23 protein-coding genes are annotated in these 23,349 nt (G+C 53.5%); 16 read left to right on the forward strand and 7 right to left on the reverse strand.

Annotated features, from left to right (window positions below; translation table 11 throughout):
* Nucleotides 1-3: 3 nt before the first annotated feature.
* Nucleotides 4-372, reverse strand: coding sequence for a dihydroneopterin triphosphate 2'-epimerase (folX, locus tag ABGB15_RS07120; RefSeq protein ID WP_215723812.1), 369 nt, complete (start codon nt 370-372; stop codon nt 4-6).
* A gap of 75 nt (nt 373-447) precedes the next feature.
* On the reverse strand, nt 448-1,077 hold the full coding sequence (yfcG, locus tag ABGB15_RS07125; RefSeq protein WP_215723813.1) for a GSH-dependent disulfide bond oxidoreductase: 630 nt from the start codon (nt 1,075-1,077) through the stop codon (nt 448-450).
* Nucleotides 1,078-1,217: 140 nt separating this feature from the next.
* Here yfcG and yfcF point away from each other — a divergent pair, with 140 nt between their 5' ends.
* Genes yfcF through yfcD form a run of 3 tightly spaced genes read left to right on the forward strand, consistent with a single transcriptional unit; the run spans nt 1,218 to nt 3,092 of the window.
* Nucleotides 1,218-1,862 (forward strand): glutathione transferase, encoded by a 645-nt coding sequence (yfcF, locus tag ABGB15_RS07130; protein WP_152081722.1) that lies wholly within the window; start codon nt 1,218-1,220, stop codon nt 1,860-1,862.
* Nucleotides 1,863-1,918: 56 nt separating this feature from the next.
* The gene (gene yfcE / locus ABGB15_RS07135) at nt 1,919-2,470 is read left to right on the forward strand and encodes a phosphodiesterase (protein WP_152081721.1); all 552 of its coding nucleotides are present in this window, start codon (nt 1,919-1,921) and stop codon (nt 2,468-2,470) included.
* Nucleotides 2,471-2,525: 55 nt separating this feature from the next.
* On the forward strand, nt 2,526-3,092 hold the full coding sequence (yfcD, locus tag ABGB15_RS07140; protein ID WP_152081720.1) for an NUDIX hydrolase YfcD: 567 nt from the start codon (nt 2,526-2,528) through the stop codon (nt 3,090-3,092).
* A gap of 3 nt (nt 3,093-3,095) precedes the next feature.
* Here yfcD and ABGB15_RS07145 read toward each other — a convergent pair whose 3' ends face one another.
* Complete coding sequence (locus tag ABGB15_RS07145) at nt 3,096-4,115, reverse strand: LacI family DNA-binding transcriptional regulator (protein ID WP_152081719.1); 1,020 nt, start codon at nt 4,113-4,115, stop codon at nt 3,096-3,098.
* A gap of 238 nt (nt 4,116-4,353) precedes the next feature.
* Here ABGB15_RS07145 and ABGB15_RS07150 point away from each other — a divergent pair, with 238 nt between their 5' ends.
* The 5 genes from ABGB15_RS07150 to ABGB15_RS07170 all read left to right on the forward strand — a co-directional run bounded on the left by ABGB15_RS07150 (nt 4,354) and on the right by ABGB15_RS07170 (nt 8,335).
* Entirely contained in the window at nt 4,354-4,797 is a 444-nt protein-coding gene (locus ABGB15_RS07150) for a PTS sugar transporter subunit IIA (RefSeq protein WP_215723814.1), read from the forward strand.
* A gap of 79 nt (nt 4,798-4,876) precedes the next feature.
* Entirely contained in the window at nt 4,877-5,149 is a 273-nt protein-coding gene (locus ABGB15_RS07155) for a PTS sugar transporter subunit IIB (RefSeq protein WP_121425262.1), read from the forward strand.
* Between the two features lie 21 nt (nt 5,150-5,170).
* Nucleotides 5,171-6,562 (forward strand): PTS ascorbate transporter subunit IIC, encoded by a 1,392-nt coding sequence (locus tag ABGB15_RS07160; RefSeq protein ID WP_152081717.1) that lies wholly within the window; start codon nt 5,171-5,173, stop codon nt 6,560-6,562.
* Nucleotides 6,559-7,389 carry a transketolase gene (locus tag ABGB15_RS07165; RefSeq protein WP_215723815.1) on the forward strand — a complete coding sequence of 277 codons (831 nt, stop codon included), beginning with the start codon at nt 6,559-6,561 and terminating at the stop codon, nt 7,387-7,389. Before ABGB15_RS07160 ends, ABGB15_RS07165 begins: the two co-directional genes overlap by 4 nt.
* On the forward strand, nt 7,382-8,335 hold the full coding sequence (locus ABGB15_RS07170) for a transketolase family protein (protein WP_152081715.1): 954 nt from the start codon (nt 7,382-7,384) through the stop codon (nt 8,333-8,335). The genes ABGB15_RS07165 and ABGB15_RS07170 overlap by 8 nt, the downstream gene beginning before the upstream one ends.
* 108 nt (nt 8,336-8,443) lie before the next feature.
* Here ABGB15_RS07170 and pta read toward each other — a convergent pair whose 3' ends face one another.
* Nucleotides 8,444-10,585, reverse strand: coding sequence for a phosphate acetyltransferase (pta, locus tag ABGB15_RS07175; RefSeq protein ID WP_152081714.1), 2,142 nt, complete (start codon nt 10,583-10,585; stop codon nt 8,444-8,446).
* Between the two features lie 76 nt (nt 10,586-10,661).
* Nucleotides 10,662-11,864: an acetate kinase gene (ackA, locus tag ABGB15_RS07180; protein WP_152081713.1), complete on the reverse strand. Its 1,203-nt coding sequence runs from the start codon at nt 11,862-11,864 to the stop codon at nt 10,662-10,664.
* A gap of 337 nt (nt 11,865-12,201) precedes the next feature.
* Between ackA and yfbV the strand changes: the two genes are divergently transcribed.
* The 4 genes from yfbV to ABGB15_RS07200 all read left to right on the forward strand — a co-directional run bounded on the left by yfbV (nt 12,202) and on the right by ABGB15_RS07200 (nt 15,825).
* Nucleotides 12,202-12,657: a terminus macrodomain insulation protein YfbV gene (gene yfbV / locus ABGB15_RS07185; RefSeq protein ID WP_061097539.1), complete on the forward strand. Its 456-nt coding sequence runs from the start codon at nt 12,202-12,204 to the stop codon at nt 12,655-12,657.
* A 92-nt stretch (nt 12,658-12,749) separates the two neighbouring features.
* Nucleotides 12,750-13,244, forward strand: coding sequence for a YfbU family protein (locus ABGB15_RS07190; RefSeq protein ID WP_152081712.1), 495 nt, complete (start codon nt 12,750-12,752; stop codon nt 13,242-13,244).
* An 11-nt stretch (nt 13,245-13,255) separates the two neighbouring features.
* Complete coding sequence (locus tag ABGB15_RS07195; RefSeq protein ID WP_215723816.1) at nt 13,256-13,915, forward strand: sugar phosphatase; 660 nt, start codon at nt 13,256-13,258, stop codon at nt 13,913-13,915.
* 77 nt (nt 13,916-13,992) lie between these two features.
* Nucleotides 13,993-15,825, forward strand: coding sequence for an SLC13 family permease (locus ABGB15_RS07200; RefSeq protein ID WP_215723817.1), 1,833 nt, complete (start codon nt 13,993-13,995; stop codon nt 15,823-15,825).
* 53 nt (nt 15,826-15,878) lie between these two features.
* Here the strand turns inward: ABGB15_RS07200 and yfbR are convergent, their stop codons facing one another.
* On the reverse strand, nt 15,879-16,478 hold the full coding sequence (yfbR, locus tag ABGB15_RS07205; protein ID WP_028013935.1) for a 5'-deoxynucleotidase: 600 nt from the start codon (nt 16,476-16,478) through the stop codon (nt 15,879-15,881).
* A 118-nt stretch (nt 16,479-16,596) separates the two neighbouring features.
* Nucleotides 16,597-17,811, reverse strand: coding sequence for an alanine transaminase AlaA (alaA, locus tag ABGB15_RS07210; protein ID WP_008500204.1), 1,215 nt, complete (start codon nt 17,809-17,811; stop codon nt 16,597-16,599).
* 945 nt (nt 17,812-18,756) lie between these two features.
* Here alaA and lrhA point away from each other — a divergent pair.
* From lrhA to nuoC, 4 genes are all read left to right on the forward strand, one after another.
* Nucleotides 18,757-19,695 carry a transcriptional regulator LrhA gene (gene lrhA, locus ABGB15_RS07215; protein WP_152081709.1) on the forward strand — a complete coding sequence of 313 codons (939 nt, stop codon included), beginning with the start codon at nt 18,757-18,759 and terminating at the stop codon, nt 19,693-19,695.
* Between the two features lie 631 nt (nt 19,696-20,326).
* Entirely contained in the window at nt 20,327-20,767 is a 441-nt protein-coding gene (gene nuoA, locus ABGB15_RS07220) for an NADH-quinone oxidoreductase subunit NuoA (protein WP_014171000.1), read from the forward strand.
* A gap of 15 nt (nt 20,768-20,782) precedes the next feature.
* Complete coding sequence (gene nuoB / locus ABGB15_RS07225) at nt 20,783-21,457, forward strand: NADH-quinone oxidoreductase subunit NuoB (RefSeq protein WP_003861482.1); 675 nt, start codon at nt 20,783-20,785, stop codon at nt 21,455-21,457.
* 89 nt (nt 21,458-21,546) lie between these two features.
* Complete coding sequence (gene nuoC / locus ABGB15_RS07230) at nt 21,547-23,349, forward strand: NADH-quinone oxidoreductase subunit C/D (protein WP_152081708.1); 1,803 nt, start codon at nt 21,547-21,549, stop codon at nt 23,347-23,349.

A 23,349-nucleotide genomic window follows, 5' to 3' on the forward strand; every position in this document is an offset into this window, starting at 1 on the left:
GGTTTACGCCTGGCGCTGCCAGCTTAACGTCATGGAGACGGAGTCGGCGTAACGCAGGGCGTGAAGTTTATCGATCTCTACTTCAGCATATGTGACCCAGTGATGTTCGCGTGCGATATCGAGCACATCCTGAGTTAATTTTTCCAGTAAAGAGAAACGGTTGTTCTCAACGTACTGGATGATGCTTTTGGTAATGGTGCGATAGTTCAGCGCGTCATTGATATCCTCACTGGCGCGCGCCTTGTCTGCCGGGTAGTGGATCACCACATTAATAACGATATCCTGACGGTTGGCGATCTCTTCGTCTTTGATACCAATGAACGTGCGTAAGCGTAAGTTTTTTATATGAATAATAGCGTCATGCTGCGACATTGCAGGTCTTCTCCGTGTCAGTATTTCCTCCTCATAATACATGAGAGCATCACGTGCGCCCAACCGGACGCAGGCTTAAATCTCCTGGATTTTTTGCATGGCGCGTTCGGTAGCCGGACGGGTGCGAATACGCTCAAACCAGTTGTTTACCGCCGGGTAAGCGGCTAAATCGATACGGTGACGTTCGTGGGTATTCACCCAAGGCCAGCAGGCAATATCGGCAATGCTGTAATGTTCTCCTCCGAGCCACGGAGACTTCTCCAGACGCCGGTTCAGCACGCCGTAAAGCCGCTGCGTCTCCACCTGAAAACGTTCGATAGCGTAAGGGATCGGCTGAGGCGCATAGCCGGTGAAATGGTGATTTTGCCCCAGCATAGGACCGAGACCACTCGACTGCCAGAATAACCATTGCAGCGTGTGGTGGCGCTCCCGCAGTTCTCCACTTAACAATTTGCCGGTTTTCTCTGCCAGGTAGAGCAAAATCTCACCGGATTCAAACAGGCTGAGCGGTTTGCCGCCATCAGCGGGGAGGTTATCGATAATGGCCGGAATTTTATTGTTAGGCGAAATGGCCAGAAAAACAGGTCTGAACTGATCGCCTTTACTGATATCCACGCGAATAATCCGGTACTCCAGTTCAGCCTCTTCCAGAAAGAGAGTGATCTTATGGCCGTTAGGGGTAGGGGCATAATAGAGGTCTATCATTCGCAACTCCTGTCAGTGCAAATAGTGATGCCATGAAAAATCAGTATAGGTGCTTGTTGTAAATCGTGAGTTTTCATCAAGTGACAGCGAGGCAAAGAGATTATATGTTGAGTGAAAACCGATCAGCCGAAGAGGATGTTATGAGCCAGCCAGCTATCACGTTATGGTCCGATGCGAACTTCTTTTCACCCTATGTTATGAGCGCTTATGTGGCGCTGGCCGAAAAAGGGCTTTCATTTGCCCTGAAAACCGTTGACCTGGACAACGGCGAACATTTGAAACCCCAATGGCAGGGCTATGCCCTGACCCGACGTGTGCCGGTGCTGGAAATTGACGGTTTTGAGCTGAGCGAATCCTCGGCGATCGATGAGTATCTTGAAGATCGCTTTGCCCCGCCAGAGTGGGAACGCATCTACCCTCACGATCTGCAAAAACGTGCGCGCGCGCGTCAGATCCAGGCATGGCTGCGCAGCGATCTGGTGCCGATTCGCGTTGAACGCTCTACCGATGTCGTTTTTGCAGGGATCAAAAAACCAGCCCTGAGTGAAGAGGGTCTGGCGAGTGCTCAGAAGCTGATTGAAACTGCTTCAGCATTGCTGGCACACGGGAACCCGAACCTGTTTGGCGAGTGGTGTATTGCTGACGCCGATCTGGCATTGATGCTAAACCGCCTTATCCTTAATGGCGATGCCGTACCGCCGTTGCTGGTGGATTATGCCACCTTCCAGTGGCAACGCGCGTCGGTGCAGCGTTATGTGGCACTCTCAGCTAAGCGCGCGGGCTGATAAGCGCGGACGCTTCAGGTATGATAAGGGCAGTCTGTTTTCCCGAGGAGTGACTGATGAAACTGATGTTTGCGTCGGATATCCATGGATCGCTGCCCGCTACCGAGCGTGTTCTTTCTCTTTTTGCTCAAAGCGGGGCGCAGTGGCTGGTGATACTGGGGGATGTGTTAAATCATGGCCCACGAAATGCCTTGCCGGAAGGCTACGCGCCCGCGCAGGTGGCGGAAAAACTCAATCAGTCTGCCTCACGCATTATCGCCGTTCGCGGCAACTGCGACAGCGAGGTGGACCAGATGCTGCTCCATTTCCCGATAACCGCCCCCTGGCAACAGGTATTGCTGGAAAAATGCCGTCTGTTTTTAACTCATGGTCATCTTTTTAGCCCGGATAACCTTCCAGCGCTGGCTGCTGGCGATGTCCTGGTTTACGGTCATACTCATATTCCGGTGGCAGAAAAACGCGGCGAGATTTATCACTATAATCCCGGCTCGGTCAGTATCCCGAAAGGCGGATATCCGGCAAGCTACGGCATGCTTGATGAGAATACCTTAAGCGTTATCGCACTTAATGATCAGCAAGTTATTGCGCAGGTAGTGATTAATCCGTAAGTTACACCTCAACTGCAAACGCGCCGAAAGAGCGCTTAGACGAGAAGGTTTCCCGATGGTGGAGCAGAGTCATTTGGCAAGTACAGAGTGGGTTGACATTGTCAGCGAAGAGAATGAAGTGATCGCGCAGGCCAGCCGCGAACAAATGCGTGCAGAGCGTCTGCGTCACCGTGCAACGTACATCGTTGTGCATGATGGCATGGGCAAAATTCTGGTCCAGCGCCGCACGGACACCAAAGATTTTCTCCCCGGTATGCTGGATGCCACTGCAGGTGGCGTTGTTCAGGCGGATGAAGTGCTGCTGGATTCCGCGCGTCGTGAAGCGGAAGAAGAGTTAGGCATTGCCGGAGTCCCGTTTGCCGAGCACGGTCAGTTCTATTTCGAAGATGAGCACTGCCGCGTCTGGGGCGGACTGTTCAGTTGCGTTTCCCACGGGCCTTTCGCCCTGCAGGAAGAGGAAGTGAGTGAAGTGAGCTGGATGACGCCGGAAGAGATTACCGCGCGTTGCGACGAGTTCACACCGGACTCGCTGAAAGCGCTGGCGCTGTGGATGACCCGCAACGCCAAAAATGAATCCGCTAAGCCGGAAAATAAACCGGAAAAAGAAGAAGAGGCTGAATAAGCCTCAACAACTCTCCCGTAAGCACAGGCTGGACGCGATAGGTTTATGATCGCGCCAGTCTCCGTCATTCAGGCGTTCCAGTAACGCTTTTCCTGCTTCAATCCCAATCTTACGGTGCGGCACCGCCATCGTCGTCAGCGGCGGCTGGCAGACGCGGCTGACATCGCTGTTGCCAAACCCAACCACCGCAAGATCGTCCGGCACTTTAATGCGCCGACGCTGGCACTCATACAACGCGCCACAGGCCAGTTCGTCCGAGACGCACACCAGCGCATCCAGCTCCGGCCACGCCAGCAGAAATTCCGGCAACTGCGCCGCGCCGGTAGAAAAGTTCGGCGGCATGGCGGCGTTTATCACTCTGTTTGGCGACATATGGTGGCGGAGCATGGCTTTGTACCAGCCCTGCAAATGTTGCTGGAAAATCCACTGCTCCTGGTTGGCGCACAGCAGGCCGATATTCTGGTAGCCGCGCTGGATCACCATCTCCGTCAGTTCATACATGGCCGCGACGTTATCAATCCCGATATTCATATCAATCGGATCGGCGCGCATGGCTCCCATCTCCATCACCGGGATGGAGGCATTTTTCAGCCAGTGGCGCACCGTGTCAGTATGCTCAACGCTGAGCAAAATCGCTGCGGCGATATTCGACGCCAGCAGGGTTTCCAGCAATTTCTCTTCTTGTTCAAGACGATGCTGGGATTCTGCCAGCATAATCTGATATCCGGCAGGCTGCAGTATCTGCTGTAACCCCGCGAACATTTCCGAGCAACCGGCTTCGGAAAGATTGGGTACGACCATAGCAATCGTCCATGAAGAGGCCGATGCCAGTGCGCTGGCAGCGAGGTTGGGCATGTACCCCAGTTCCTGCACAGCGGCTTCAATTTTTTCACGCAGTTTATCGGAAACTTGCTCCGGCGTGCGGAGTGCTCGGGACACAGTCATCGTGCCCACACCGGCGAGCTGTGCGACATCGGCGAGTGTCACTTTGCCGGTACTGCGCCGTTTTCGGGTTAGAGACATACACCTTCCTGCTGACCAGACGCGTTCTTATTATCATCCTTCGCTTCACGTGATTGGCAGTATACGCCTTAAATCCCTTTTTTTGCTGTGATTTCGCACCACGATACTAATTTGATAGCGCTATCACACTTCTGAATGTTAGAAATTGGTAGCGCTATCTTTGTGATCCTGATCGCAGTCAATCATTGATGCGTTGAATAAAGTTTGCTCATCTTTTGCGTTATGCCGGGAGTGTAAAATGCTCAAAAAGTGGATATATGATACAACCATCACCCTGCAGGATAGCGTAGAGAGTTGGCCCCAGGCGCTGGAACTGTGCGCAAAACCATTGCTGGATCTGCAGGTGATTTCGCCGGAATACGTTACGGCTATCATCGAACAGCACCGCACCTTAGGGCCGTATTACGTGCTGGCACCAGGGCTGGCAATGCCGCATGCGCGGCCGGAAGAGGGGGCAAAAGGACTCGGGCTGTCATTATTAAAACTGAAACAGGGCGTCTCTTTTGATGCCGGAGAATTCGATCCCGTCGATGTCATTGTGATGCTGGCAGCACCGGATAAACATAGCCATATCGAAATGATCTCCGCGCTCGCTGAGTTATTTTCCAGCGACGATGATATGGCCGAATTACATCAGGCGAACACGCTGGAGGAGATAAAAAAAATTATCGACCGCTTCTGATTTAATTATTTAATCCGATTAACCACAACATTACGCGCAGGCGTGATGGGACGTACTCTACTCATAAAAGGGGATAACAATGAAAATCATGGCTATTTGCGGTTCTGGCCTCGGCAGTAGTTTTATGGTCGAAATGAATATTAAAAAGGTGCTTAAAAAACTGGAGATTGAAGCTGAGGTAGAACACTCCGACCTCTCGTCTGCCACGCCTGGCGCGGCCGATCTGTTCGTGATGGCAAAAGACATTGCGGCCAGCGCCAGCGTGCCGGAAAGCCAGCTGGTGGTGATCAACAACATCATCGACATCAACGAACTCGAAGCGCAACTGCGCGCCTGGTTCGAAAGACTTTAACCCTGATTAGGCGAGGTGGATATGTTTATCCTTGAAACGCTGAATTTCGTTGTTGATATTTTAAAAGTCCCTTCGGTACTGGTGGGTTTAATTGCCTTAATTGGCCTGGTTGCACAGAAAAAAGCATTTTCTGACGTGGTGAAAGGCACCATTAAAACCATCCTCGGTTTTATTGTGCTTGGCGGTGGTGCCACCGTGCTGGTGGGGTCATTAAATCCGTTAGGCGGTATGTTCGAACACGCCTTTAATATCCAGGGCATTATTCCAAACAATGAAGCAATTGTTTCGATTGCGCTGGAAAAATACGGTGCCTCGACTGCGTTGATTATGGCCTTCGGTATGGTGGCGAATATTATCGTCGCCCGCTTTACCCGCCTGAAATACATCTTCCTGACCGGGCATCACACCTTCTATATGGCGTGCATGATTGGCGTGATCCTGACGGTGGCGGGCTTTGAGGGCGTGGGACTGGTCTTTACGGGCTCACTGATCCTCGGTCTGGTAATGGCCTTCTTCCCGGCGATTGCGCAGCGTTATATGAAGCGCATTACCGGTAACGACGATATCGCTTTTGGCCACTTCGGGACGCTGGGCTACGTGCTGTCTGGCTGGATCGGCAGCAAGTGCGGCAAAGGTTCACGCTCAACCGAAGAGATGAACCTGCCGAAGAACCTGAGCTTCCTGCGCGACAGCTCTATCTCCATCTCCCTGACCATGATGATTATCTACCTGATCATGGCGGTGAGTGCGGGGCGTGAATATGTCGAAGCGACCTTCAGCGGCGGCCAGAACTACCTGGTTTACGCCATTATCATGGCGATCACCTTCGCGGCGGGCGTGTTCATCATCCTGCAGGGCGTGCGCCTGATTCTGGCAGAAATCGTCCCAGCCTTTACCGGCTTCTCCGAAAAACTGGTGCCGAACGCGCGCCCTGCGCTGGACTGCCCGGTGGTTTACCCGTATGCGCCAAACGCGGTGCTGATTGGTTTCCTGTTCAGCTTCCTCGGCGGGCTGGTTGGGCTGTTCATCTGCGGTCAGTTCAGTTGGGTGCTGATCCTGCCAGGCGTCGTACCGCATTTCTTTACCGGTGCGACGGCGGGCGTGTTCGGTAACGCCACCGGCGGCCGTCGAGGGGCGATGATCGGCGCATTTGCCAATGGCCTGTTGATCACCTTCCTGCCCGTTCTGCTGTTGCCTGTGCTTGGCGCAATTGGATTTGCTAACACCACCTTCTCGGACGCCGACTTCGGCGCGGTCGGGATTGTGCTGGGCAATCTGGCGCGCTTCCTGTCACCGCTTGCCATTACCGGCCTTGTTGTTGCGTTGTTCGCGCTGCTGGTGGCGTACAACGTGTTCGCTAAAAACAAATCTGCGGGAGGTAGCGCGCAGGAAAACACCGGAGCCAAATCATGAATGAGAATGAGATAACCGAACTGGCGCGCCAGATCCGCCTCGAGACGCTGAAATCACTGACGCAACTGGGCTTTGGCCACTATGGCGGCAGTATGTCAGTCGTCGAAACGCTGGCGGTACTGTACGGCGCAGTAATGAAAATCGACCCGGCTGACCCGGACTGGCCGGAGCGTGATTACTTTGTACTGTCGAAAGGACATGCAGGCCCGGCGCTTTACAGCACGCTGGCGATTAAAGGTTACTTCCCGACGGAAGAGCTGAGCACCCTCAACCAGAACGGCACGCGTCTGCCAAGCCATCCTGACCGCCTGAAAACGCGCGGCGTGGATGCCACCACCGGCTCGCTGGGACAGGGGATCTCCATTGCGGGCGGCATGGCGCTGTCGCACAAGCTGGCAGGAAGACCAAACCGGGTGTTTTGCATCGTGGGTGACGGTGAGCTGAACGAAGGCCAGTGCTGGGAAGCGTTCCAGTTTATTGCTCACCATCGTCTGAACAACCTGACGGTGTTCGTCGACTGGAACAAACAGCAGCTCGACGGTGAACTGGACGAGATCATCTGCGCGTTCGACCTGGAAGGAAAATTCCGCGCCTTTGGTTTTGACGTGGTGACGGTGAAGGGGGACGACATTCCGGCGCTGCTGGAGGTGACGTCGCCGGTGCCTGCGGCAGATGCCCGTCCGCGGGTAGTGATCCTCGACAGCATTAAAGGCCAGGGTGTGCCGTATCTGGAACAACTCAGTAATTCACACCACCTGCGTTTGACAGAGGAGAGCAAAGCGGCACTCAACGAGACGATTCGCCAACTGGAGGCTACACATGATTAAGGTTGCACCTGCAGGACAAAAAGATACCGTTGAGATGCGCAAAGTCTACGCGGGTTTCGTGGCAAAGCAGATCGAGGCCGGTAGCGAGATTATTGCTCTCGAAGCGGATCTGATGAGCTCAATGGCGATGGACGGCGTGGCGCGTGATTATCCGCAGCACGTCATCAACTGCGGCATTATGGAGGCGAACGTGATTGGCACGGCGGCGGGATTGTCGCTCACCGGGCGCAAACCGTTCGTCCATACCTTTACCGCTTTTGCCAGCCGCCGCTGTTTCGACCAGTTGTTTATGTCCCTGGACTACCAGCGCAACAACGTAAAGGTGATTGCCTCGGATGCGGGCGTTACGGCCTGTCACAACGGCGGCACGCATATGTCGTTTGAGGATATGGGCATTGTGCGCGGTCTGGCGCATTCGGTGGTACTGGAGGTGACCGACGCGGTGATGTTTGAAGATGTGCTGCGCCAGCTTATCGATCTGGAAGGCTTCTACTGGGTGCGTACCATCCGTAAGCAGGCACCGAGCATTTATGCGCCGGGCTCCACATTTACCATCGGTAAAGGCAACGTGCTGCGCGAAGGGAGTGATATTACCCTGATTGCCAACGGCATTATGGTGGCGGAAGCACTCGAAGCGGCGCGTCAGCTGGAGCAGGAAGGGGTAAGCGCGGCGGTGATTGACATGTTCACCCTGAAGCCGATCGACCGGATGCTGGTGAAAAACTACGCCGAGAAAACCGGGCGCATCGTGACCTGTGAAAACCACAGTATCCACAACGGCCTGGGGTCAGCGGTGGCGGAAGTGCTGGTGGAAACCTGTCCGGTGCCGATGCGTCGGGTTGGCGTGAAAGAACGTTACGGCCAGGTGGGTACGCAGGACTTCCTGCAGAAGGAGTATGGCCTGACGGCACATGACATTGTGTCGGCGGCGCGGGAGCTGCTGTAAATAAAAAAGGCGACCGTTAAGTGGTCGCCTTTTTGTTGCCCGGTGGCGCTGACGCTTACCGGGCCTGTAGGCCGGATAAGCGAAGCGCCATCCGGCAAGACCTTACAATTACTGCTGCTGCGAAGACTGGATCGCCGTCAGTGCGATGGTGTAGACGATATCGTCAACCAGCGCGCCACGGGACAGGTCGTTCACAGGTTTGCGCATCCCTTGCAGCATAGGCCCGATGGAGATCAGGTCTGCAGAACGCTGTACCGCTTTGTAGGTGGTGTTACCGGTGTTCAGATCCGGGAAGATGAACACGGTAGCGCGACCTGCAACCGGCGAGTTCGGCGCTTTGGATTTCGCAACGTCAGCCATAACGGCGGCGTCGTATTGCAGCGGGCCGTCGATCATCAGGTCAGGACGTTTTTCCTGAGCGATGCGGGTTGCTTCACGCACTTTCTCTACATCGCTACCTGCACCAGAAGTACCGGTGGAGTAGGAGAGCATTGCCACGCGCGGTTCGATACCGAAGGCAATCGCGGAGTCTGCGGACTGGATAGCGATTTCTGCCAGCTGCTCTGCCGTTGGGTCCGGGTTGATCGCACAGTCGCCGTAAACGTAAACCTGTTCAGGCAGCAGCATGAAGAACACGGAGGAAACCAGAGAGCTACCCGGCGCAGTTTTAATCAACTGCAGCGGCGGACGGATGGTGTTCGCGGTGGTGTGAACGGCACCGGAAACCAGGCCGTCAACTTCGTCCTGCTCCAGCATCAGCGTACCCAGCACCACGTTGTCTTCCAGCTGCTCACGCGCAACGGCTTCGGTCATGCCCTTGTTCTTACGCAGCTCAACCAGACGGGCAACGTAGCTTTCGCGAACCACTTCAGGGTCAACGATTTCGATGCCCGCGCCCAATTCAACGCCCTGAGAGGCTGCAACACGGGTGATCTCATCCGGGTTACCCAGCAGCACACAGGTCGCGATGCCGCGCTCTGCACAGATAGCTGCCGCTTTAACGGTACGTGGTTCGTCGCCTTCTGGCAGAACAACACGTTTGCCTGCTTTACGCGCCAGCTCGGTCAGCTGGTAACGGAAGGCCGGAGGAGACAGACGACGGCTGCGCTCGGACGTCGCGGTCAGGGACTCGATCCAGTCTGCGTTGATGTAGCCCGCAACGTATTCCTGCACTTTCTCGATACGCTCGTGGTCATCAACCGGTACTTCCAGGTTGAAGCTCTGCAGGCTCAGGGAGGTCTGCCAGGTGTTGGTGTTCACCATGAACACCGGCAGGCCAGTGGCGAACGCGCGTTCGCACAGCTTGCTGACACGTGGGTCCATCTCGTAAGCACCGGTCAGCAGGATGGCACCGATTTCCACGCCGTTCATCGCCGCCAGGCACGCTGCAACCAGCACGTCTGGACGATCAGCGGAGGTCACCAGCAGGGAACCAGCGCGGAAGTGTTCCAGCATGTGCGGAATGCTGCGCGCACAGAAGGTCACGGATTTCACGCGGCGGGTGTTGATATCGCCTTCGTTGATCACGGTGGCGTTCAGGTGACGCGCCATGTCGATTGCACGGGTGGCAATCAGATCGAAGCTCCACGGCACCGCGCCCAGAACAGGCAGCGGGCTGGAATCCTGCAGTTTAGCCGGGTCAACTTTAACCACTTTCGCTTTAGACGAGTCGTCGAAGATCTCAGACAGGTCAGGGCGAGTACGGCCTTGCTCATCCACTGGCGCGTTCAGTTTGTTAACGATAACGCCGGTGATGCTGGTGTTTTTCGCACCGCCGAAGCTGCTGCGCGTCAGTTCGATACGCTCTTTCAGCTGCTCTGGGGTATCCGTGCCCTGAGACATCACGAAAACGATCTCTGCGTTCAGGGTTTTCGCGATTTCGAAGTTCAGAGACTGAGCGAACTGGTGTTTGCGGGTCGGGACCAGACCTTCAACCAGTACCACTTCTGCGTCTTGCGCATTTGCGTGGTAGTTGGCGATGATCTCTTCCATCAGCACGTCTTTCTGGTTGCTGGAGAGCAGAGATTCAACGTGGCTCATCTTCAGCGGTTCAGCCGCTGGCAGATTGGAGTTCTTGCGCACGATGGTGGTGGTCTGGTCTGGCGCATCGCCACCGGCACGAGGCTGGGCGATTGGCTTAAAGACGCTCAGACGAACGCCTTTGCGCTCCATAGCACGGATCACGCCAAGGCTGACGCTGGTCAGGCCGACGCTGGTTCCGGTAGGGATCAGCATAATAGTACGGGACACGGTTTATCCTCTTTCGTTACCGCCGCCATTGGGCGGGTTACAAAACAGCACCGCCAGCTAAGCTGGCGGTGTGGAATCAGGCAGTCAGACGGCTCGCGTCTTGCGCGATGACCAGCTCTTCGTTAGTTGGGATAACGATAGCAGGGCGGGTGCCTTCTTTGTTGATGAAGCCAGACTTGCCGAAGCGGGCAGCCAGGTTACGCTCGTGATCAACCTCGAAGCCCAGAACGCCCAGTTTGCCCAGGGACAGTTCACGCACCATTGCTGCGTTCTCACCGATACCACCGGTGAAGATAACCGCGTCGAGACGACCGTCCATCAGTGCAGTGTAAGAACCGATGTACTTCGCCAGACGGTGGCAGTAAACGTCCATTGCACGTTTAGCGTCTTCTTTCTCTGCGTAGTTGTCTTCAACGTAACGGCAGTCGCTGGTGACTTCGGTCAGACCCAGCAGGCCAGACTCTTTGGTCAGCATTTTGTTGATCTGATCAACGCTCATGCCCAGGGTGTCGTGCAGGTGGAAGATGATCGCCGGGTCGATGTCACCGGAACGCGTACCCATCACCAGACCTTCCAGTGGGGTCAGACCCATGGAAGTATCAACACATTTACCGTTGCGGATAGCAGAAACAGAACCACCGTTGCCCAGATGGCAGGTGATGATGTTCACTTCTTCAACCGGCTTGTTCAGCACTTTTGCGGCTTCCTGAGTCACATAGAAGTGGCTGGTGCCGTGTGCGCCGTAACGACGCACGCCATGCTCTTTGTACAGGCTGTACGGCAGGGCATACAGGTAAGACTCTTCCGGCATAGTCTGGTGGAACGCGGTGTCGAACACGGCCACGTTTTTGTCTTTCAGTTGCGGGAAGGATTTCAGCGCTTCAGCGATACCGATCAGGTGAGCCGGGTTGTGCAGCGGCGCGAAGGACGCAGAGTCTTTGATACCCTGAATCACAGAGTCGTCGATCACGACGGAACTGGTGTATTTTTCGCCGCCGTGGACGATACGGTGACCAATCGCAGTTAACTGAGCAGACAGTTCTGGTTTTTGTGCCAGAATAGTGTTAACGATAAAGTTCAGCGCTTCACTGTGAGCGGCGCCTGCACCTAAAGCCGCTTCTTGTTTGCTGCCGTCCATCTTCCACTTGATACGTGCTTCAGGCAGATGGAAACATTCGGCCAAACCAGAGAGGTACTCGTCACCGTTGAGCGCATCGATGATGGCGAATTTCAGTGAGGAGCTACCGCAGTTCAGAACCAGTACTAACTTACTCGACATGGAAGTACCTATTATTGATACGTGGCTAAAAAAACGTCAGTGAGTCTAAAAGCGTAACGCATGCTGACCCAGACATTTATGATTAACATCATGCCAAACGAACATTCTGGCATGATGGAAGAAATACCTATGATTTTATGCCATTTTGAACATTTTTCAGACAATGGCATAATATGCGATAATTTGACAAGTTAACGATTCTCGTCTAAGGCCCCATCAGGCTGGCACAGAATACCCGATACGGGGTAGCGATGACAAAATATTTTGAACGTTGTCATAGCCTGTTGTGGTTTTGCACAAAAATTTTAATTTTTATATGTGAAGTTGAGGTACAGCCATGTCGACACCCGAAATCCCGTCCGTGAATTTTTTCAGTCTGTTTCGTCGGGGACAGCATTACGCAAAGACGTGGCCGATGGAAAAGCGCCTCGCGCCGATGTTTATTGAGAATCGCACTATCCGCGCCACGCGCTATGCGATTCGCTTTATGCCCCCTGTCGCCATCTTTACCCTCTGCTGGCAAATTGCGTTGGGCGGGCAGCTTGGCCCGGCCGTCGCCACGGCGCTTTTCGCGTTAAGCCTGCCGATGCAGGGATTGTGGTGGTTAGGTAAACGTTCGATCACGCCACTTCCGCCTTCTATTTTACACTGGTTTTATGAAGTGCGTGGAAAACTGGAGGAGGCAGGACAGGCGCTGGCACCCGTTGAAGGCAAGCCGGATTATCAGGCGCTGGCGGACACATTAAAGCGCGCTTTTAAGCAACTGGATAAAACATTCCTCGATGACTTGTGATTGATCATCGAAACGACTAACAAAAGAAGGCACAGTAACACACCGTTACCGTGTCTTTTTTTTCAAGTGCAATGCGCTACAGGAGTCGAAAGATGGAAATGACCCATGCTCAACGTCTGATTTTGTCTAACCAGTACAAGATGATGACTATGCTTGATCCCGATAACGCTGCGCGCTACAGCCGCCTGCAGACCATCGTTGAACGCGGGTTTGGTTTGCAAATGCGCGAGCTGGATCGCGAGTTTGGCGAGCTGAAAGAAGAAACCTGTCGCATCGTTATCGACATCATGGAGATGTACCATGCGCTGCATGTGTCCTGGACCAATCTGAAAGATCAGCAGTCCATTGACGAACGCCGTGTGACATTCCTGGGCTTCGATGCCGCAACCGAAGCGCGCTATCTCAGCTATGTCCGCTTTATGGTGAACACCGAAGGGCGTTATACCCATTTTGATGCGGGCACTCATGGCTTTAACGCGCAGACCCCAATGTGGGACAAATACCAGCGCATGCTGAGCGTGTGGCACTCCTGCCCACGTCAGTACCATTTAAGCAGCAACGAAATTCAACAAATCATTAATGCCTGACGGAGGTGCGTGTGCAGTGTAAAGGTTTTCTGTTTGATCTGGACGGTACGCTGGTGGATTCGCTGCCGGTTGTGGAGCGTTCCTGGTGCCATTGGGCCGACAGGCATGGCATCGACCATCAGGACGTACTGAATTTCATCCATGGCAAACAGGCCATTACCTCATTGCGGCACTTCCTCGCGGCACGTTCTGAGGACGAGATTCAGGCGGAGTTCAAATACCTTGAGCAGATCGAAGCCACCGATACGGACGGCATCACCGCGCTGCCGGGCGCGCGTGAACTGCTTGAACATCTGAACGAAGCGCAGATCCCGTGGGCGATCGTTACATCCGGTTCGATTCCAGTTGCTCATGCCCGCCACAAGGCGGCAGGCTTACCGAAGCCAGAGGTATTCATCACGGCTGAGCGCGTTACGCGCGGTAAGCCTGAACCAGATGCGTTTTTACTCGGCGCTGAACTGCTGGGCCTCGCACCGGCAGACTGCGTGGTGGTGGAAGATGCGGCGGCTGGCGTGCTGGCCGGGCTGAACGCAGGAAGCCACGTTATCGCCGTCAACGTTCCGGCGGATTCGCCCCGGCTGGACGAGGCAGATTTCGTGCTTACCACACTGACTGCCATCAACGTCTCGAAGGCCCCGGACGGCATTGTAACCGTCTCGCTAAAAGTGTAATCCCATGATTTAGCCCCACATTGCTGGGGCTTTTTTATGGCAGAATTCCTTCTCTTTTCCACTGACAAGGATAGGTTGTGAACGGTGAACTGATTTGGGTCCTGAGCCTGCTTTTAATCGCCATCATTCTTTTTGCGACGGGCAAGGTACGCATGGATGCCGTCGCCTTGTTTGTCATTGTCGCCTTTGTACTGAGCGGCACGCTCACGCTACCCGAAGCCTTTTCCGGGTTTAGCGATCCTAACGTGATTCTGATCGCTGCTCTGTTTATCATTGGCGACGGGCTGGTGCGGACCGGCGTGGCGACCATCATGGGGTCGTGGCTGGTTAACGTCGCGGGCAGCAGCGAAACCAAAATGCTGATCTACCTGATGGTCACGGTTGCCGGGCTGGGCGCATTTATGAGCTCAACGGGCGTTGTTGCGATCTTTATTCCTGTGGTGCTGAGCGTCTCCATGAGGATGCAGGTTTCACCGTCGCGCCTGATGATGCCCCTGAGCTTTGCCGGGCTTATCAGCGGCATGATGACGCTGGTGGCGACGCCGCCGAACCTGGTCGTCAACAGTGAGCTGATCCGCGAAGGGCTGGAGGGGTTTAGCTTTTTTAGCGTGACGCCGCTTGGTCTGGTGATTCTGGTGATGGGGGTTGTCTACATGCTGCTCACCCGCTTTGCGCTGAAGGGCGAAAAGCAGGATAAAACCAAAGAGGGCTGGAAGCGGCGCACATTTCGCGATTTGATTAAAGAGTACCGCCTGACAGGGCGTGCGCGCCGTCTGGCAATCCGCCCCGGTTCGCCAATGATTGGCCAGCGCCTGGACGACCTGAAGTTGCGTGAACGCTACGGTGCGAACGTGATTGGTGTGGAGCGCTGGCGTCGCTTTCGTCGGGTGATCGTGAACGTTAACGGGGTATCCGAATTCCGCGCGCGGGACGTTCTGCTGATCGATATGTCCACGGCGGATGTGGATCTGCGTGAATTTTGCAGCGAACAATTACTGGAGCCGATGGTGCTTCGCGGTGAGTATTTCTCCGACCAGGCGCTGGATGTGGGCATGGCTGAAGTCTCGCTCATTCCGGAGTCTGAACTGTTAGGTAAAACGGTGCGTGAAATCGGCTTCCGTACCCGCTATGGCCTGAATGTGGTCGGCTTAAAGCGTGACGGTGTGGCGATGGAAGGGGCGGTGGTGGATGAGCCGCTGCTGCTGGGGGATATTTTCCTGGTGGTGGGAAACTGGAAGCTGATAAGCCAGCTCGGGCAGAAAGGGCGCGATTTCGTGGTGCTCAACATGCCTGTCGAAGAGAGCGATGCTTCTCCTGCTCATAGCCAGGCTCCGCATGCTATTTTTTGCCTGGTGCTGATGGTAGCGCTGATGCTCACCGATGAGATCCCGAATCCGGTCGCGGCGATTATTGCCTGCCTGCTGATGGGGAAATTCCGCTGTATTGACGCGGAAAGCGCCTATAAAGCCATTCACTGGCCGAGCATTATTCTTATCGTAGGGATGATGCCCTTTGCGCTTGCGCTGCAGAAAACGGGCGGTGTGGATTTGATCGTGAAAGGGCTAATGGATGTCGGCGGGGGATATGGCCCGTATATGATGATGGTCTGCCTGTTTATCATGTGTGCGTCGATAGGGCTGTTTATCTCCAATACTGCGACAGCGGTGCTGATGGCTCCCATCGCGCTGGCGATGGCAAAATCCATGGGCGTGTCACCGTATCCGTTCGCGATGATGGTCGCGATGGCGGCCTCTGCGGCGTTTATGACGCCGGTCTCTTCACCGGTTAACACGCTGGTGCTGGGGCCAGGAAACTACAGATTTAGCGACTTCGTGAAGATTGGCGTGCCGTTCACTGTGCTGGTGATGGTGGTATGCGTGGTGTTAATTCCGGTTTTATTCCCGTTTTAGCATGAGCGCGGAAACGCAGGCCGGGTAAGGCGAAACCGCCACCCGGCAAAAAATTACAACGGTGAATCCTGGCTAATCTCATCCAGCGACAAATGGAAGCTCGGCACAAACACCTGCATAAAGTAATCCATCTCTTCGCTGCGGCGGGACTCCAGCGTTTTTTCCAGACGCGTTTTCGCCAGTAAAAACTCGTTGTTTCCGGCGGACAACTCTTCCAGACATTTCAGATACGCGCACAGCGCGTCAGCCTGTTTCACCAGCGATTTTTCATCTTCGGTATACTGATGTTCGTCGATCAGCGGCTCAAAGATATCGCGCAACTCTTCAGGCACCATCTCGATCAGCTTCTGCTGAGCAATCTTCTCGATGGCCTTATATTCCTGCGCAATCTGCGAATTGAAATATTTCACCGGCGTCGGCAGATCCCCGGTCAGCACTTCTGATGCGTCGTGGTACATCGCCAGCAGGGCAATGCGCTCAGCATTCACCTGCCCGTTGAACTTGCGGTTTTTGATCGCGGCCAGCGCATGAGCGACCATGGCGACCTGCAGGCTGTGTTCCGACACATTCTCAGTACGCACGTTGCGCATCAGCGGCCAGCGGTTGATGAGTTTCAGGCGGGAGAGGTGGGCAAAGAAATGACTCTGACTCATAGGTTACCTTTTGTCTTCACTGCGACAGGACTTCATTGTGCGGGGAGGGGAGGCAAGATGCAAATTTGCAGATTTTGCAGGCCGGGTAAGCGCAGCGCCACCCGGCAGAAAGGCAATATTACTGGTGGTAACCTGAGAGGAAGCGTCCGAAGCGGCTGATGGCCATTTCGAGATCGTCTTCGCGCGGCAGGGTCACAATACGCACGTGGTCCGGCCACGGCCAGTTGAACGCGGTGCCCTGAACCAGCAGCACTTTTTCCTGCAACAGGAAATCGAGCACCATTTTCTGGTCATCGTGAATATTAAAGCGCTTCGCGTCGATTTTCGGGAACATGTACAGCGCCCCGTTTGGCTTGACGCAGGAGACGCCCGGAATATCGTTGATCAACTCCCACGCGCGGTTGCGCTGTTCATACAGGCGACCGCCGGGAACGATGAACTCGCTGATGCTCTGATAGCCCCCAAGTGCCGTCTGGATCGCGTGCTGTGCCGGCACGTTGGCACAAAGACGCATCGACGCCAGCATTTCAAGCCCTTCAATGTAGCCTTTGGCGTGTTTCTTCGGTCCGTTCAGTACCATCCAGCCCTGACGGAAACCGGCCACGCGGTAGGTTTTAGACAGACCGTTAAAGGTGACGGTCAGCAGGTCCGGTGCCAGCGCGGCAATAGAGTGGTGCTGTGCCGCGTCGTACAGGATCTTGTCATAGATTTCGTCAGCAAAGATGATCAGGTTGTGCTGGCGGGCAAGCTCGACGATCTCCATCAGCAGTTCTTTTGAGTAGACCGCGCCCGTCGGGTTGTTCGGGTTGATAATCACGATACCGCGCGTGCGTGGTGTGATTTTGGCACGGATGTCATCAAGATCCGGGAACCAGTCAGAAGACTCGTCGCAGAGATAATGCACTGCTTTACCGCTGGAGAGCGAGACAGCTGCGGTCCATAGCGGATAGTCCGGTGCGGGAACCAGCATTTCGTCGCCGCTATTGAGCAGTGCCTGCATCGCCTGCACGATCAGTTCAGAGACACCGTTGCCAATATAGATATCTTCAACGGTAACATCGCGCATGCCGCGCGCCTGGTAGTGCTGCATGATGGCTTTACGTGCGGAGTAGAGTCCTTTCGAATCGCAATAGCCTTGTGCAGTGGGCAGGTTACGGATCACATCAACCAGGATTTCATCCGGCGCTTCAAAACCAAACGGCGCGGGGTTACCAATATTGAGTTTCAGAACCTTGTTGCCTTCCTCTTCGAGACGTTTTGCCTCTTTAAGAACCGGGCCGCGGATGTCGTAACAGACGTTATCTAGCTTGCTGGATTTTTCGATAGGGGACATGAACCTTAACCTTTTTGCTGTGAATGCCACTCCCTGCCGTGGAAGTCAGCACGGAACAATGTACTCCCACCTCGTTTCGTTTTGAAGGGCATGCAGTAGAAGATTTTGTGCAATGGGCTAATTCCCTGCAAATCTATCTTGCTGCCTGCAGAAGGTTTTTATGAATTAAAGTGGTGTTATGCTTCGAAATTATGGTTTATTGTGCTTTTTTGTTAGCTTAATGTTGAATATTGTTCTGATAAAAATAAAGCGAAGCGCGCCAGCAAGAGAGATGTGCTGGATGTTACCCGAAGTGACCTTTCGAAAAATCTGAATGCACATATAAACGTTGCACGAATAGCCAGCCTGAGTTAAACGTTACTCATGTGAAAATAATGTTAAGTGTTATTAATGAATAGCCTTAATCTAAATTAAACTTTATTTATTATTACCGACGAAAATGCAACTTTCGTTAATTTTAATAAAATTAGTTTAGCTGCTTATCAACACCATTAAATCCTTAATATTGCAATAATACTTATAAATAAAGTGGATTTGGGTTAAGATGTCTTTCAGGGAAACCGAGGAGAGATATGCCTGTCCTGTATATCTGTATCTGGTTTTCTAAATTAATCGATTGTTATTGTTAGAGTTATCTCTGGCTGGATTGTCTGACTCACATCTTGCTACGCTGACAGCGCTGCGATAAAGATGGCAGGGGACGTATCTTACCTTTAATGGGATTTACATAAACCTGCAAACGTCTAAATATCCTGAACGTTAAGAGAATAAAAATAGCGTCATGAAACGTGGTTTCTGACTGTTGATATACAACAGCACAATAACTATCTGTCAGGCAGTCTGCCGGGCCGGGATGCGAGGGAAACCTTCAGAGGGAATTGCTTAACTGTTACACACAGCTTCAACCCGGGCAGCTCCGCACGAGCAACCTGAAAGTGAAAAGATATGATAAATGCAAATCGTCCGATAATGAATCTCGACCTCGATCTGCTGAGAACGTTTGTTGCGGTCGCCGATCTCAACACTTTTGCAGCAGCTGCTGCCGCAGTATGCCGAACCCAGTCCGCCGTTAGCCAACAAATGCAGAGGCTTGAGCAACTGGTCGGTAAAGAGCTTTTTGCTCGCCATGGGCGTAATAAACTCTTAACTGAGCACGGTATTCAGCTACTCGGTTATGCCAGGAAAATACTTCGCTTTAATGATGAAGCATGTATGTCATTAATGTTTAGCAACCTTCAGGGGGTGTTAACATTAGGGGCATCTGATGAGTCAGCGGACACGATATTGCCATTCCTTCTCAATCGAATTAGTTCGGTTTATCCGAAACTTGCGCTGGATGTTAGCGTTAAGCGCAATGCGTTTATGATTGAGATGTTGAAAGAGAATGAGGTCGATCTGGTGGTCACCACGCACCGTCCAGGCCAGTTTGATTGCCTGACGCTGCGCACATCTCCAACGCACTGGTATTGCGCAGCGGAATATGTGCTGCAAAAAGGTGAGCCGGTGCCGCTGGTTCTGCTGGATGAGCCGAGCCCGTTCCGCGATATGGTGCTGTCGGCGTTGAATGAGGCCAACATTCCGTGGCGTCTGGCGTATGTGGCGTCTACGCTGCCAGCGGTACGTGCTGCCGTTAAAGCAGGGCTTGGCGTTACGGCCCGTCCGGTAGAGATGATGAGCCCGGATCTGCGCGTCTTAGGCAAAACCGATGGTCTTCCTGCACTGCCCGATACAGAGTATCTCCTGTGCCATAACACGGCCGGTAATAACGAACTGGCAAAAGTGGTGTTTGAGGCGATGGAAAACTACCATAACCCCTGGCAGTTTGAGCATGTTACTCCGGAAGGGGGGGATGACTCGCTGATCGTCGAAGGGGACTTCGAGTGATCAATCACTCAAAATTCTCGTAACAAAATGTAAGTGTAAAAAAAGGCCACTCACGCGCTTTTTGCGTGGAGTGGTTTTTTTTGTCCACTAATACCCTTTCTCAACGAAAGGTTTATCAGAATAGCTTTTATTTATCAATATGGTAAATGCTTTCGCTCAACCTTTGTACTTATTCCGTTCTATCCTCCTCCAATCCCTTCTTATGTTAAAAAAACAGGAAATATGTTGCCGTTTTTTTGATTGAATTAACAAAAGCGTGTCTCAGATCAAGAAAATACTCCTATTTGGGGGGAGGAATCGTTGGCAAATCCTGTCAAAATAGGAGGGTTATTTTTTTTACTTCCAAAACGGACACGATTCAACAGCATGCATTTGACGTAAAGTCATGTACCCACCAGGGTTAAAGGGCACCAAATGTTAATGAGAATCGCTCGATGTAATTTAATGTGAAGAAACCTTTGTTAAAGTTGACAAAAGGTTATAGAAAGGAGTAAAAAACCCCATCATTTTGCTGTCTATGTCTCATTTCTGACAGTTAGTGTAAGGTTATTTTGTTCCTCCCCATGAATCGATGTGATGCCCATCTGCCAGCAAGAGCAGTGTCGTCGGTATCACTTTTGATGAGTAAGCAATGAGTATGTCAACATCCACAGAAGTCATCGCTCATCACTGGGCATTCGCAATCTTTCTTATTGTAGCCATTGGCCTGTGCTGCCTGATGTTAGTCGGCGGCTGGTTCCTGGGCGGTCGCGCCCGCGCAAGGCACAAAAACACACCTTTCGAATCAGGTATTGATTCAGTAGGTTCCGCTCGCTTACGCCTGTCTGCCAAGTTCTACCTGGTAGCCATGTTCTTCGTCATCTTCGACGTGGAAGCGCTTTACCTTTTCGCATGGTCGACCTCCATCCGCGAAAGTGGTTGGGTGGGCTTTGTCGAGGCCGCAATTTTCATTTTAGTGCTACTGGCCGGTCTGGTTTATCTGGTGCGTATTGGCGCGCTTGACTGGACGCCTGCGCGTTCACGTCGTGAACACATCAACCCGGAAAACAGTATCTCTAATCGTCAGCAGTAACAGCGAGGCAATAAGATGGATTATACGCTCACCCGCATAGATCCTAACGGTGAGAATGACCGTTACCCCCTGCAAAAACAGGAGATCGTAACCGACCCCCTTGAGCAAGAAGTCAATAAAAGCGTGTACATGGGCAAGCTCGAACATGCCATGCACGATATGGTCAACTGGGGTCGTAAGAACTCCATCTGGCCATACAACTTTGGCCTTTCTTGCTGCTACGTTGAAATGGTGACGTCATTCACTGCGGTGCATGACGTTGCGCGTTTTGGGGCAGAGGTACTGCGTGCATCCCCACGTCAGGCTGACCTGATGGTGGTAGCCGGTACGTGCTTCACCAAAATGGCACCGGTTATTCAGCGTCTTTATGACCAGATGCTTGAGCCGAAATGGGTTATCTCCATGGGCGCATGTGCAAACTCTGGCGGTATGTACGACATTTATTCCGTCGTGCAGGGCGTAGATAAGTTCATTCCAGTGGATGTGTACATCCCAGGCTGTCCACCACGCCCGGAGGCTTACATGCAGGCGCTGATGCTGCTGCAGGAGTCTATCGGTAAAGAACGCCGCCCACTTTCATGGGTTGTTGGCGACCAGGGGGTGTATCGCGCCAACATGCAGTCAGAGCGCGAGCGTAAACGCGGTGAACGTATTGCAGTCACCAATCTGCGTACGCCTGACGAAATTTAATTTGCGCCTGTTGGCCTGGAGAATACCTTCGCATATCACTACTCAAATAGCGCGAAGCCAGGCTTGACAGTCACCACGGACCATTTGCAATGGTGAACAATATGACCGACTTAACCGCGCAAGAAGCCGCCTGGCAAACACGGGATCATCTGGATGACCCTGTCATTGGCGAACTGCGCAACCGTTTTGGGCCGGATGCCTTTACTGTTCAGGCCACCCGCACCGGTGTACCCGTTGTTTGGGTGAAGCGTGAGCAATTACTGGAAGTTGTCGATTTCCTCAAGAAATTGCCAAAACCTTATGTCATGCTGTTTGACTTACACGGCATGGATGAACGTCTGCGTACGCACCGCCAGGGTCTCCCTGCTGCGGATTTTTCCGTTTTCTACCACCTGATCTCAATAGACCGTAATACGGATATCATGCTCAAGGTGGCATTGTCTGAAAACGACATGCATCTGCCGACGATCACCAAACTTTTCCCGAACGCCAACTGGTACGAGCGTGAAACCTGGGAAATGTTCGGCATGACCTTCGATGGCCACCCGCACCTGACGCGCATCATGATGCCGCAGACCTGGACCGGCCACCCGCTGCGTAAAGACTACCCGGCACGTGCGACTGAGTTCGATCCGTTTGAGCTGACCAAAGCCAAGCAGGATCTGGAGATGGAAGCGCTGACCTTCAAGCCGGAAGACTGGGGTATGAAGCGCGGTACTGAAAACGAGGACTTCATGTTCCTCAACCTCGGTCCGAACCACCCGTCTGCGCACGGTGCATTCCGTATTATTCTTCAGCTTGATGGCGAAGAGATTGTCGACTGCGTACCAGACATCGGCTACCACCACCGTGGTGCTGAGAAGATGGGCGAGCGTCAGTCCTGGCACAGCTATATTCCGTATACCGACCGTATCGAGTATCTCGGCGGTTGCGTAAATGAAATGCCATACGTGCTGGCCGTTGAGAAACTCGCGGGTATTGTTACGCCGGATCGCGTTAACGTGATTCGCGTTATGCTGTCTGAACTGTTCCGTATTAACAGCCACCTGCTGTACATCTCCACGTTCATTCAGGACGTCGGCGCGATGACGCCGGTCTTTTTCGCCTTTACCGACCGTCAGAAAATCTACGATCTGGTGGAAGCGATTACCGGTTTCCGTATGCACCCGGCCTGGTTCCGTATCGGCGGTGTGGCACACGATCTGCCGCGCGGCTGGGACCGTTTGCTGCGTGAATTCCTCGACTGGATGCCGAAACGTCTGGCCTCCTACGAGAAAGCCGCACTGCGCAATACCATCCTGAAAGGCCGTTCTCAGGGCGTTGCTGCCTACGGCGCGAAAGAGGCGCTGGAGTGGGGAACAACGGGTGCTGGCCTGCGTGCGACCGGTATTGATTTCGACGTGCGTAAAGCCCGTCCTTACTCTGGCTACGAGAACTTCGACTTTGAAGTCCCGGTTGGCGGCGGTGTTTCCGACTGCTACACCCGCGTGATGCTGAAAGTGGAAGAGCTGCGCCAGAGCCTGCGCATCCTTGAGCAGTGCCTCAACAACATGCCGGAAGGCCCGTTCAAGGCGGATCACCCGCTGACGACGCCGCCACCGAAAGAGCGCACGCTGCAACATATCGAAACCCTGATCACCCACTTCCTGCAGGTTTCCTGGGGCCCGGTAATGCCGGCACAAGAGTCCTTCCAGATGGTGGAAGCAACCAAGGGTATCAACAGTTACTACCTGACCAGCGACGGCAGCACCATGAGCTACCGTACCCGTGTGCGTACGCCGAGCTTTGCGCACCTGCAGCAGATCCCGTCCGCCATTCGCGGCAGTCTGGTCTCCGACCTGATTGTGTATCTGGGTAGTATCGATTTTGTTATGTCAGATGTGGACCGCTAA

It is taken from the genome of Enterobacter sp. MALB-1, assembly GCF_041021625.1.
Taxonomy (GTDB): domain Bacteria; phylum Pseudomonadota; class Gammaproteobacteria; order Enterobacterales; family Enterobacteriaceae; genus Enterobacter; species Enterobacter oligotrophicus.